This is a genomic window from Streptomyces malaysiensis subsp. malaysiensis (genome assembly GCF_040653035.1).
In the GTDB taxonomy this organism is placed as follows: Bacteria; Actinomycetota; Actinomycetes; order Streptomycetales; family Streptomycetaceae; genus Streptomyces; species Streptomyces malaysiensis.
The window spans coordinates 17,257-31,083 of record NZ_JBEZNG010000054.1; the positions used below are offsets into that span (position 1 = coordinate 17,257).

The following is a 13,827-nucleotide window of genomic DNA, read 5'->3' on the forward strand; positions in this document are numbered from 1 at the left end:
CGGAACTGATGTCGGGTACCGAAGAGAAGCTCCGCCAGTACCTCAAGAAGGTCACGGCCGATCTGGGTCAGACACGTCGGCGGCTGCGTGAGATGGAGGAGCGGTCCCAGGAGCCGGTGGCCATCGTGAGCATGGCCTGCCGGTACCCCGGCGGGATCACCTCGCCCGAGGAGCTGTGGGAGCTCGTGGCCTCGCGCGGCGACGCGATCGGGGAGTTTCCGACCGACCGCGGCTGGCAGCTGGACGGGCTGTTCCACCCGGACCCCGACCACTCCGGCACCAGCTATGTCCGGCACGGTGGCTTCCTGGACCGGGCCGACGGCTTCGACGCCGCCTTCTTCGGCATCAGCCCGCGCGAGGCCCTGGCCGCCGACCCCCAGCAGCGCCAACTGCTGGAAGTCGCCTGGGAGTTGATCGAACGCGCGGGAATCGACCCCACCTCGCTGAAGGGCACCCCCACCGGGGTCTACGCGGGCGCCGGGATCCTCGGCTTCGGCACCCCGCAGATCGAAAAGAGCACGGAAGGGTTTCTGCTCACCGGGAATACCTTGAGCGTGGTCTCCGGCCGGGTGGCCTTCACCCTCGGCCTGGAGGGGCCCGCGGTGACGGTGGACACGGCGTGTTCATCGTCGCTGGTCGCGATGCATCTCGCCTGCCAGGCCCTGCGGCAGGGGGAGTGCACTTTGGCCCTGGCCGGTGGCGTCACCGTGATGACCACCCCGAACACCTTCGTGGAGTTCTCCCGCCAGCGCGGTCTGGCCCCCGACGGCCGATGCAAGCCCTTCGCGGCCGCCGCGGACGGCACGGGCTTCTCGGAGGGTGTGGGGCTCCTGCTGCTGGAGCGGCTCTCCGACGCACAGCGCAACGGCCACCAGGTACTCGCGGTGATCCGGGGCTCGGCCATCAACCAGGACGGCGCGAGCAACGGTCTCACCGCGCCCAACGGCCCCTCCCAGCAGCGAGTGATCCGCCAGGCGCTGATCAACGCCCAGCTCTCTTCCGCCGAGGTGGACGCGGTGGAAGCGCATGGCACCGGCACCACGCTCGGCGACCCGATCGAGGCAGAGGCGCTGCTCGCCGCGTACGGCCAGGACCGCACAGCCGAACAGCCGCTCTGGCTCGGCTCGCTGAAGTCCAACATCGGCCATGCGCAGGGTGCGGCGGGTGTGGCCGGTGTGATCAAGATGGTGATGGCCCTGCGCCATGAACTGCTGCCCGCCACGTTGTACGTCGATGAGCCGACTCCGCACGCGGACTGGTCCAGTGGCGCGGTGCGGCTGCTCACGGATCCGGTGGAGTGGCCGAGGAACGAACGGCCGCGCCGGGCCGGGGTGTCCGCGTTCGGGATCAGTGGCACCAACGCGCATGTGATCGTGGAGCAGGCTCCTGAGAAGGGTGAGCCGACGGAGCCGGTCTGCTCCGATCTGGGCACGGTTTCGTGGGTGCTGTCGGCGCGGAGCGCGGAGGCATTGCGGGGGCAGGCGGCCGCGTTGGTTGAGCGGGTGGGTGGTGTGTCTGAGCTTTCGCCGGTGGATGTGGGGTGGTCGTTGGTCAGTACGCGGTCGGTGTTCGAGCATCGGGCGGTGGTGGTGGGTGTGGGGCGTGGTGAGTTGTTGGCGGGGGTGGAGGCGTTGGCGGGGGGTGTGTCGCATGCGGGTGTGGTGCGCTCGGGGGCGTTGGTGGGTGGTGTGGGTCCGGTGTTGGTGTTTCCGGGTCAGGGGTCGCAGTGGGTGGGGATGGGTGCGGGGTTGCTTGAGGTGTCGCCGGTGTTTGCGGCGCGGGTGGGGGAGTGTGAGCGGGCGCTTTCGTCCTATGTGGATTGGTCGCTCACGGATGTGCTTCGGGGTGTGGGGGATTTGGGGCGGGTGGATGTGGTGCAGCCGGTGTTGTGGGCGGTGATGGTGTCGTTGGCGGCGGCGTGGGCGGGGTATGGGGTGCGTCCTGTGGCGGTGGTGGGTCATAGCCAGGGTGAGATCGCGGCGGCTGTGGTGGCCGGAGCGCTGTCCTTGGAGGACGGCGCCAAGGTCGTGGCCCTGCGGAGTAAGGCGTTGCGGCGGTTGGCCGAAGGCGGGGCGATGGCCTCGCTGGGGGTGGGCCAGGAGCGGGCGGGCCAACTGCTTTCCGGTCTGGGGGATCAGGCCGCTGGTGTAGGCGTGGCGGCTGTCAACGGGCCTTCTTCCACGGTGGTTTCGGGTCCGCCGGAGCAGGTGGCCGCTGTCGTAGCCGCATGCACGGAGGCGGGGGAGCGGGCGCGGCTGATCGAGGTCGATTACGCCTCGCACGGTCCCCAGGTGGATGAAATCCGGGATGAGTTGAACGAGGCGCTGGCCGGGGTCCATCCGCTTTCGGGTGGTGCGGATGACGTGGCGTTCTACTCGACGGTCACCGGTGGCCGGACCGATGCCTCTGCCCTGGATTCGGGCTACTGGGTGCGGAATCTGCGGGAGCGAGTGCGGTTCGCCGATGCCGTCGAGGCGTTGCTGGCGGACGGCCACCGGGTGTTCATCGAGGCCAGCACCCATCCCGTGCTGACCCTCGGAATGGAGGAGACGTTCGAGCAGGTGGATGTGGACGCGGTCGCGGTCCCCACCCTGCGCCGTGACCATGGCGGCCAGGCTCAGCTTCTCCACTCGCTCGGCCAGGCGTTCATCGCCGGGGTGGAGGTTGATTGGAAGGCCGCGTTCCCGGTCGACCCCACCCCTCGTACGGTCGATCTGCCCACGTACGCCTTCCAGCACCAGCGGTACTGGATGAACGCCTCCGGTGCGGCCAGTGACCCCAGCGGCCTCGGTCTGGTGGCGGCGGATCATCCGTTGCTGGGCGCCGCCGTGGAGCTTGCCGATGGCAGCACCCATCTGCTCACCGGGCGTATCGCGGCCGCTGGCGGTAGCGGTGGCGGTGGCGGCTGGCTCGGCGAGCACATGGTGGCGAACGCCGTCCTGGCCCCGGGCGCGGCGCTCGTGGAGTGGGCGTTGCGGGCGGCCGACGAGGTGGGCTGTGGTGGGGTCGAGGAGCTGACGCTTCAAGTCCCGTTGGTGCTACCGGAGTCGGGTGGGCTGCGCGTTCAGGTGGTGGTGGGTGCCGCGGCGGAGGACGGGCGGCGCGATGTGCGGATCTACTCCCGTCCGGGCGGCGAGGCCGACTCGGGCGTTGCCGATGTGGGCTGGGTGTGCCACGCCGAAGGGGTGCTGAGCCCGGCATCGGAGGGCGTGGGCCAGTCGGCCGAGGGACTCGGCGGAACATGGCCTCCGGCGAGTGCGCAACCGGTGGATCTGGAGGGGTTCTACGAGCGTTCCGCGGCGGCGGGCTATGCGTATGGGCCGTCGTTCCAGGGCGTGCGCGCCGTGTGGCGGGACGGTGCGGATCTGCTGGCCGAGGTGGCGCTGCCCGAGGCGGCCGGGGACGCGGACGGGTTCGGCATCCATCCGGCACTGCTCGACGCGGCCCTGCATCCGGCCCTGCTGCTCGACACCGGGTCCGACGAGGATCGGGATGGTGGCCAGGTGCGGCTGCCGTTCGCCTGGAACGGAGTGTCGTTGTGGGCCGCCGGAGCCAGCACCGTACGCGTTCGGCTGTCCCCGCATCGGGACGGCGCCGAGGGTGAGCGCGGGCTGCGGCTGATGGTGGCCGATACCGTGGGCGACCCCGTTCTGACGGTTGACTCCCTGGTGACGCGACCGGCGGCCGTAGAACAGTTGCGGGCAGCTGCGGCCCGTGGCGCCGACGGCCTGTTCGTCCTGGACTGGACCCCGCTGGCGCGGCCGATGGGTACTGACGGACCGGTGGCCGATCGCGACGGCTGGGCGGTACTGGCCGCCGAGGGCTCGTATCCGGATCTGGACGCCTTTCTCTCGGGGCTCGATGACGGGGAGGCGGGCCCGGCCGTGGTTCTCGCCGAGTTCCCGCGTCCGGACGCCGACGCCGTGGCCGATATGGCGACTGCCGGTCTGGCGATGGCACAGCGAGCCCTGGAGCTCGTGCGGAAGTGGCTTACCGAGCCGCGGCTTGCCGACGCCCGGCTGGTGGTGGTGACCCGTGGCGCGGTTGCCGTCACCGACACCGAGGGCGCTACGGATGTGGCCGCCGCAGCGCTCTGGGGTCTCCTGCGGAGCGCTCAGGCGGAGAACCCGGGACGTTTCCTTCTGCTCGACCTCGACCTCGACCTCGACCTCGGCTCCGATGTAGACCTGAACGTGGATCGAGACCTCGACCTTCATCTGCGGGACGCCATCACACAGGCAGTGCACCTGGACGAGCCGCAGTTGGCCGTGCGGGATGGACAGGCGTGGGTGCCACGGCTGATCCGTGCCTCCGTCGGCAGCGATCCGGAGGGGCGGGAGGGCACCCCGGCCGCGCTCGATCCCGACGGCACTGTGCTGGTCACGGGCGGCACCGGCACCCTGGGCGGCCTGGTGGCCGAACATCTGGTGCGCACGTGGCAGGTCGGCCATCTGCTCCTGGTGAGCCGTCGCGGGCTGGACGCCCCGGGGGCCCGCGATCTGGCCGCCCGCCTGGAGGGGCTGGGCGCGCGGGTGCGGATCGCCGCCGTGGACGTCACGGACGCGTCGGCGGTGGCCGATCTTGTGGCGGGGGTCGATGCCGAACATCCGCTGACCGGTGTCATCCATGCCACGGGGCTGCTCGACGACGCGGTGCTGACCTCGCAGACACCCGAGCGGCTGGCCCGGGTGTGGGCGGCCAAGGCGACGGGCGCGGCGCATCTGCACACCGCCACCGCCGATCTTCCGCTGGCACTGTTCGCGATGTTCTCATCCGCCGCCGGGGTCCTGGGCAGCCCGGGGCAGGCCAACTACGCTGCGGCGAACGCCTTTTGCGACGCCCTCGCCGCCCACCGCCAGGCCCACGGCCTCCCAGGGCTGTCGGTTGCCTGGGGCCTGTGGGCCCAGTCCAGTGAGATGACCGGGAAGCTGGCCACGACGGACCGGGCCCGGATGTCCCGCTCGGGAATCGCCGCGATGTCCAGCGAGAAGGCGCTGGGCCTGCTCGACGCCGCCTGCGCGCAGGGCGAGCCCCTCTGTGTCGCCGCCACCCTCGATCCGGCCGGGGTGGCTGGTGTGGATCTTCCTGTGGTGTTGCGGGGGTTGGTGGGTGGTCGTGTCAGGCGGCGGGCTGCTGAGGGTGGTTTGTTGGGTTCGGGGTTGGTTGGGCGGTTGGTGGGGTTGGACGCTGCCGCTCGGTTGGGTGTGGTGGTTGATGTGGTGCGGGGTGGTGTGGCGGTGGTGTTGGGGTTTGGTTCGTTGAGTGAGGTGCGGGTGGACGTGGCGTTCAAGGAGTTGGGTTTTGATTCGTTGACGGCGGTGGAGTTGCGTAATCGGTTGTCGGTGGTGACGGGGTTGCGGTTGCCGGCGACGTTGGTGTTCGACTATCCGACGCCTCGGGTGTTGGCGGAGTATCTGTGCACCCGGCTGAGCGGCGAGACCTCCGGTGCCGATACGCACGCCCCCGTCGTGGCGGCGGCCGATGCCGATGAGCCGATCGCCATCGTCGCGATGACCTGCCGATTCCCGGGTGGGGTCAGCTCCCCGGAGGAGCTCTGGGATCTGGTTGCCTCGGGCCGTGACGCCATCGGGGAGTTCCCGACCGGCCGGGGCTGGGACCTGGACGGGCTCTTCCACCCCGATCCCGACCACCCCGGCACCTCATACGCGCGCAAGGGCGGGTTCCTGTATGACGCGGATGCGTTCGACGCGGCGTTCTTCGGGATCAATCCGCGGGAGGCGCTGGCGACCGATCCGCAGCAGCGGTTGCTGTTGGAGGCGTCGTGGGAGGTGCTGGAGCGGGCGGGGATCGATCCGGTGTCGTTGAAGGGCAGCCCGACCGGGGTCTACGCGGGTGTGATGTACCACGACTACGCCGCCGGGCTCAGCGGCGGCGATGCGCGGCTCGAAGGCTACGCCATGCTGGCCAGCTCGGGCAGTGTGGTTTCGGGTCGGGTGGCGTACACGTTGGGCTTTGAAGGTCCTGCGGTGACGGTGGATACGGCGTGTTCGTCGTCGTTGGTGGCGATGCATCTGGCGGCGCAGGCGTTGCGGCAGGGGGAGTGCACGCTGGCGCTGGCCGGTGGGGTGACGGTGATGGCCACGCCGGATGTGTTCACCGGTTTCTCCCGTCAGCGTGGTCTGGCCCCCGATGGCCGCTGCAAACCCTTCGCCGCCGCGGCCGATGGCACCGGCTGGGGCGAGGGTGTGGGCGTTCTGCTGCTGGAACGGCTCTCGGACGCCCAGCGCAACGGCCATGAGGTGCTGGCGGTGATCCGTGGCTCGGCCGTCAACCAGGACGGTGCGTCGAACGGGTTGACGGCGCCGAACGGTCCGTCGCAGCAGCGGGTGATCCGTCAGGCATTGGCGAGTGCCGGTCTTTCGGCCGCGGATGTCGATGCGGTGGAGGCGCATGGCACGGGTACGACGCTGGGTGATCCGATCGAGGCGCAGGCGCTGCTGGCCACCTACGGTCAGGAACGCCCCGCCGAACAGCCGCTGCTGCTCGGCTCGATCAAGTCCAACATTGGCCATGCCCAGGCGGCGGCGGGCGTGGCGGGCGTCATCAAGATGGTGCAGGCGATCCGGCACGGAAGGCTGCCTGCCTCCCTGCACATCGATGAGCCGAGCCCGCATGTGGATTGGGCGAGCGGTGCGGTGCGGCTGCTGACCGAGGCGGTGGAGTGGCCGGAGGGCGGGCGACCGCGTCGGGCCGGTGTGTCCTCGTTCGGCGCCTCCGGCACCAACGCCCATCTCCTTCTGGAGCAGGCCCCCGAGCCGTCGAAGCACATCACGGCCGCCGAGCCCGTGTCCTTACCCGATATGCGGGCGGTTCCATGGACACTGTCCGCGCGGAGCTCGCAGGCGCTGCGCGGCCAGGCCGCCGCGCTGGCCGAACGCATGGCCCGGTGCCCGGAGCTCTCGGCAGCCGATGTGGGCTGGTCACTCGCCACCACACGGTCACTGTTCGAGCACCGGGCGGTGGCGCTGGGCGATGACCGCGCCGAACTGCTGGCCGCCGTAGAGGCGTTGGCGACCGGCGAACCCCACCCGGGTGTGGTGCTCCCCGGCGGTGGAGCGGCGGCGGGCAAGACGGTGTGGCTCTTCAGCGGCCAGGGCAGCCAGCGCCAGGGGATGGGGGCCGGGCTGTACGACCGGTTCCCGGTGTTCGCCGCGGCGTTCGACGAGGTCTGCGAGCTGCTCGACCCCCATCTCGAACACCCCCTCCGCGACGTGGTCTTCCACGGTGTGGCCGAGCGGCCGGGGCTGTTGGACCACACCACCTACGCCCAGGCGGGACTGTTCGCACTGCATATCGCCCTGGCACGGCTGCTGATGTCGCTTGGAGCGCACCCCGATGTGCTGATCGGGCATTCGATCGGGGAGATCGCCGCCGCCCATATCGCCGGTGTCTTCGACCTCCCCGACGCCTGCCGCCTGGTCGCCGCCCGCGCCACCCTGATGGGTGGGCTTCCCGAGGGCGGGGGCATGGCCACCGTCGCCGCAACCCCCGACGAACTCGCCGACGACCTCGCCGCACACGACGGCCAAGTGGGCATCGCCGCCCTGAACACCCCGGGCAACACCGTCATCTCCGGCCCGACCGGCCTCGTCGCCGAGATCAGCGCCACCTGGGCGGCCAAGGGCCGTAAGACCAGGACACTCACCGTCAGCCACGCCTTCCACTCCCCGCTGATGGACCCCATCCTGGGGCCGTTCGCGCGGGCCATCGACGACCTGATCTTCCACCGGCCCACCCTTCCCGTGCTGAGCAACCTCACCGGTGAACCGGCCGATGAGGAGATGGCCACACCGGGCTACTGGGTGCGGCACATCCGCCAACCCGTCCACTTCCACCCCGCCGTCGCCCATACCGCGCCGGAGACCGGCGTGTTCCTCGAACTCGGCCCCGATCCCGTCCTGGCCACCGCGACCCAGCACACCATTCAGCACCTCACCGCCGACGAGGCGACGGCCGATGCCGACGAACGCGCGGCCGGGCGGCCGACTCCGCTGGTGACGGCCACCCTGAGCCATAAGCGGCCCGACGCGCACGCCCTCGGCCACGCCCTCGCCCAACTGCACACCCATGGCACCGATATCGACTGGGCCCGCTGGTTCCCGGCCGATCCGGCGCCTCGGACGGTCGAGCTGCCGACGTACGCCTTCCAGCGTGAGCGCTACTGGCTGGCGGCGGGCGGTGGCGTCGGAGATGTGGGGGCGGCCGGGCTACAGCGCGTGGGGCATGCGCATCTGCCGGCTGCCGTCGGGCTCGCCGATGGCGGGCTGGTGCTCACCGGCCGGATCCCAGGTGGCGGCGCCGGGGGCTGGCTGGCCGAGCATGTGATGGCGGGCGCCGTGCTGGCCCCGGGCGCCGCGCTGGTGGAGTGGGCGCTGCGGGCCGCCGATGAGGCGGGTTGCGGCGGGGTGGAGGAGCTGGCGCTTCAGGTCCCGCTCGTGCTGCCCGCGTCCGGTGGGTTGCGTGTTCAGGTGGTGGCTGGTGCGGCCACCGGGGACGGGCGGCGTGATGTGCGGGTGTACTCCCGGCCCGACCGCGATGTGGAGCCCGGTGCCGACCCGGGCTGGGTGTGCCACGCCGAGGGCGTCCTGGGCCCGCCGTCCCTCCGGAGCCCCGGCCTGGTGGACGAGCCGGTCACGGCATGGCCACCGGCGGGCGCGGAGCCCGTACGGCTGGACGGGTTCTATGAGCACGCCGCCGCGTCGGGGTACGTGTACGGGCCGTCCTTCCGCGGACTGCGGGCCGTATGGCGGGACGGCGCGGACCTCCTGGCCGAAGTGGCGCTGCCCGAGGCCGCCGGAGACCCGGAGGGGTTCGGTATCCACCCGGCGCTTCTGGACGCGGCGCTCCATCCGGCGTTCCTCCTCGACCGGCCGGAGGCGGAGCACGACGAAGGCCGGGTGTGGTTGCCGTTCGCCTGGAACGGTGTGTCGCTGTGGGCGGGCGGTGCCACGACCGTACGGGTCCGGCTCTCGCCCCGGAACCAGGACGGCGTTGAGGGCGAACGCGGTCTGCGGGTCGAGGTGGCCGATGCCGTGGGCGGTCCGGTGCTGACCGTCGACTCGCTGGTGATGCGACCGGCCGCCGTCGACCAGCTGCGGACCACCGGCGGGCCGGAGGTGGACGGGCTGTTCACCCTGGAGTGGACGCCCCTGCCCGTCCCCGCACAGGACCACACCGATGCCGGAAACCACGAGCCGGATCCGGCGGACGGTGGCGGTTGGGTGGTTCTGGACGGGCAGGGGTGCGGACCGATTCCGCCGGGCGCGGTACACCATCCGAGTCTGGAGGCGCTGGTCTCCGCCCTCGACGGTGACGGCCCCGCCCCCTCGGTGGCCGTCGCGTATCTGCCTGCCTTCGGGGATCCGTCCGACGGATCCGCCCCGTCCGACTCGTGCGCCGGGGACACGGATACGGACCTCGCCGCCGCCGGTCTCGCGGCCTCGGAGTGGGTGCTGGAGCTGGTACGGGGCTGGCTGGCCGAACCCCGGCTCGCCGATACCCGGCTGGTGGTGGTCACCCGGGGAGCGGTCGCGCTCGACGCCTCCGAAGCGGAGGGCGCCGGAGACGGCGGCGTGGACGTGGCCGGGGCCGCCGTATGCGGGCTGGTGCGCAGTGCGCAGGCGGAGAATCCGGGGCGATTCACCCTGCTCGATCTCGACCCGGACTCCGAGCCGCTCGCGGGGGGTGTGCGCGGCGCCGTGGCGTGGGCGGCGCACATGGACGAGCCGCAGATCGCACTGCGGGCGGGACGGCTTCGGGTGCCCCGGCTGATGCGCGCCGGTGGCGCGAGCAGCGGAGGTGTGGCCGCACTGGTGGGGCAGCCCGCATGGCGGCTGGAGCTGACCGGCGCGGCCACCGTGGAGAACGTGAAGCCGGTGCCGTGCCCGGAGGTGCTCGAACCCCTCGGACCGCGGCAGGTACGGGTGGCGGTGCACGCGGCCGGTATCAACTTCCGTGACGCGCTGATCAGTTTGGGCATGGTCCCGGGCCAGACCGGGCTCGGTGGCGAAGGCGCCGGTGTGGTGCTGGACATCGGCCCCGAGGTGGCCGGGCTCGCGGTGGGCGATCGGGTCATGGGGGTCTTCGACCGCGCGTTCGGCCCGATCGCGGTGACCGACGCCCGCATGGTGGCGCCCATTCCCGCCGGATGGACCGATGCGCAGGCGGCCTCGGTGCCGGTGGCGTTCCTGACCGCCTGGTACGGACTCGTGGACTTGGCCGGACTCCAGGCCGGGGAGTCGGTCCTGATCCACGCGGCGACCGGCGGCGTCGGCATGGCGGCCGTGCGCATCGCCCGCCATCTGGGCGCGGAGGTCTACGCGACGGCGAGCCCCGGGAAGCACACGGTGCTGGAGGAGATGGGCATCGATGAGGCACACCGGGCCTCGTCGCGCGATCTGGACTTCGAGGAGGTGTTCCGCGGGGCCACCGGCGGACGTGGCGTGGATGTGGTGCTCAACAGCCTGGCCGGGCCCTTCGTCGATGCCTCCCTGCGGCTGCTGGCCGAGAGCGGCCGGCTGATGGAGATGGGCAAGACCGATCTCCGTGACCCCGAGCGCGTCGCGGAGGCGCATCCGGGGGTGACGTATCAGGTCTACGACCTGATCACCGACGCCGGGCCGGAACGCATCGGCCGGATGCTGGGCGAACTGGGCGAGCTGTTCACCGCCGGAGCCCTGCGGCCGCTGCCGGTGCGGACCTGGCCGCTCAGCCGGACACATGAGGCGCTGCGCCATCTCAGCCAGGCCAAGCACACCGGCAAGCTGGTGCTGGACGTCCCCGCCCCGGTGGACCCGGACGGCACCGTGCTCATCACCGGTGGCACCGGCGCACTGGGCGCGCTGGTCGCCGAACACCTCGTACGAGTCTGGCGGATCGGCCATCTGCTGCTGGTGAGCCGCCGGGGCCCGGAAGCGCCGGGCGCCCAGGACCTCACCGCCCGGCTGACGGCTCTGGGCGCGCGGGTATGTATCGCCGCCGCCGATGTCACCGACGCGGCGGCGGTGGCGGATCTGGTGGCGGGGGTCGACCCCGAGCATCCGCTGACCGGAGTGATCCATGCCGCGGGTGTGCTGGATGACGCGGTCGTCACCGCGCAGACCCCCGAGCGGCTGGCGCGGGTCTGGGCGGCGAAGGCCACCGCCGCGGCACATCTGCACAACGCGACGGCACATCTGCGACTGGGCGCGTTCGTGCTGTTCTCGTCCGCCGCCGGGGTCATGGGCAGCCCGGGACAGGCCAACTACGCGGCGGCCAACGCCTTTTGTGACGCGCTGGCGGCCCACCGCCGGGCACGGGGTCTGCCGACGGTCTCGGTGGCGTGGGGCCTGTGGGCCGAAGCCAGCGAGATGACCGGTGGCCTCGCCGAAGCGGATCTGGCCCGGATGTCCCGCTCGGGCGTCACCGCGATGGCAGCGGACCACGCCCTCCGGCTGCTCGACGCGGCGGCCGAACACGGTGGCCACCAGCTGATCGCGGCGGATATGAACCCGCGTGTTCTGGCCGCCCAGCCCGCCGACAGCCTCCCCGCCACGCTCCGCGCCCTCGCCGCCTCCGGCGCCGGTGGCACGGCGGCGCGCCGTACGGCGGCGGCAGCCGACACACGGCCGGACGACTGGGCCGACCGGCTGGCGGGCCTGTCCGCCACGGAACAGCGTCGTGCGGTCCTCCAGTTGGTCCGTGGCCATGTGGCCACCGTGCTCGGGCACGCCGACGCCGAAGTGGTGCAGGCCGACACCAGCTTCAAGGAGCTGGGCTTCGACTCCCTGACCGCCGTCGAACTGCGCAACCGGCTCGCCGCCGCCACCGGTCTGCGGCTGCCCGCCGCCCTCGTCTTCGACTATCCGGAGGCGGCCGTGCTGGCCGACTACCTGCTGGAGCGCATCGCCCCGGCGGTCGGCGCCGCCTCGGGCCGGGACGGCGTCGATCCGGTCCTCAACGAACTGGCCAGGCTCGAAGCCACCCTCATCGGCCTCGAGATGGAAGCCGGCGATTCTGGAGCGGTCACCGCACGGCTCGAAAGCCTGCTGGCGAAGTGGAAGGCGACACGCAAACCGGCGGAGGAAGAGATGACCGCCGCCGAGAGGCTGGAGTCCGCGTCCGCGGCCCAGGTTCTCGACTTCATCGACAACGAACTGGGCGTGTCCTGAATGTGCCGGGCGCGACGATCACTGAGGGCCGGGTGAAACCTCATGGTGAACGTGAATGAAGAGAAGCTGGTCGAGTATCTCAAGCGCGTTTCCGCGGATCTGCACGATACGCGCCTGCGTTTGCGTGCGGCGGAGGAGCGACACCAGGAGCCGATCGCGGTCGTGAGCATCGCCTGCCGGTTCCCCGGCGGCGTGAACACGCCCGAGGATCTGTGGCGACTGGTCGCCGACGGCGTGGACGCGATCGGGGATTTCCCCACCAACCGCGGCTGGGACCTCGACAACCTCTACCACCCGGACCCGGACCACCCCGGCACCACCTATGTCCGACGGGGTGGATTCCTCTACGACGCCGACCGGTTCGACCCCCAGTTCTTCGGCATCAGCCCGCGCGAGGCGCTCGCCACCAGCCCCCAGCAGCGACTGCTGCTGGAAACCGCCTGGGAGGCATGCGAACGGGCCGGAATCGACCCGGTCTCCCTCAAGGGCTCCCGAACGGGCGTCTACGCCGGTACGGCCACCACCGGCGGCACCACATCGGGCGACCTTCCGCAGAAGGGATCCGAGGGATACGCGGGCAACGCACCGAGCCTGCTGTCGGGCCGGGTGTCCTACACCCTCGGCCTGGAGGGACCGGCCGTCACGGTGGAGACGGCGTGTTCGTCATCCCTGGTCGCCATCCATCTCGCCGGCCAGGCCCTGCGACAGGGGGAGTGCACCCTGGCCCTGGCGGGTGGGGTGACGGTGATGGCCACTCCCGAGGTGTTCACCGGCTTCTCCCGGCAACGGGGGCTGTCCCCGGACGGGCGGTGCAAGGCGTTCTCGGCGAGCGCGGACGGAACGGGCTGGGGCGAAGGCGTCGGCCTGATGCTGCTGGAGCGGCTGTCCGACGCCCGGCGCAACGGACATCGGGTGCTCGCGGTGATCCGGGGCTCGGCCATCAACCAGGACGGCGCCAGCAACGGATTCGCCGCGCCGAACGGCCCCTCCCAGCAGCGGGTGATCCGCCAGGCCCTCGCCAGTGCCCGGCTGGCCCCGTCCGAGGTGGACGCGGTGGAGGCGCACGGCACGGGCACCAAACTGGGCGACCCGATCGAAGCCGACGCGCTGATCGCCACCTACGGCCGGGACCGGCCGCAGGACCGGCCGCTCTGGCTCGGCTCGCTCAAGTCGAACATCGGTCATACGCAGGGTGCGGCGGGCGTGGCCGGTGTCATCAAGATGGTGATGGCCCTACGGCACGGCGTACTCCCGGCCACCCTCCATGCCGAGGAGCTGACACCCCATGTGGAGTGGGACGGCGGCGGGGTGCGGCTGCTGACCGAGGCGGTGGAGTGGCCTGATGGTGAGCGCCCGCGCCGGGCCGGTGTGTCGTCGTTCGGGATCAGCGGCACCAATGCACATGTGATCGTGGAGCAGGCTCCTGAGGGGGATGTGGAGTCGGTGTCCGCTGAGGTGGGTGGGGTGGTGCCGTGGGTGGTGTCGGGGCGGAGTGCGGAGGCGTTGCGGGGGCAGGCGGCGGGGTTGGTTGAGCGGGTGGGTGGTGTGTCGGAGCTTTCGCCGGTGGATGTGGGGTGGTCGTTGGTCAGTGCGCGGTCGGTGTTTGAGCATCGGGCGGTGGTGGTGGGTGAGGGGCGTGGTGAGTTGGTGGCGGGGT

At 71.5% G+C, this 13,827-nt stretch carries 2 protein-coding genes; both read left to right on the top strand.

Annotated features, from left to right (window positions below):
• Window positions 1–8 precede the first annotated feature (8 nt).
• Window positions 9–12,170, top strand: a complete 12,162-nt coding sequence (locus AB0E24_RS45100) for an SDR family NAD(P)-dependent oxidoreductase (RefSeq protein WP_359385762.1) — start codon at window positions 9–11, stop codon at window positions 12,168–12,170.
• 42 nt (window positions 12,171–12,212) lie between these two features.
• A partial coding sequence (locus tag AB0E24_RS45105; RefSeq protein ID WP_359385764.1) for a type I polyketide synthase occupies window positions 12,213–13,827 on the top strand: 1,615 nt, incomplete at its 3' end.

Excerpts from the sequence above, each read along its gene's own strand:
- AB0E24_RS45100 (WP_359385762.1), top strand. The coding sequence starts at position 9 with ATGTCGGGTACCGAAGAGAAGCTCCGCCAGTACCTCAAGAAGGTCACG.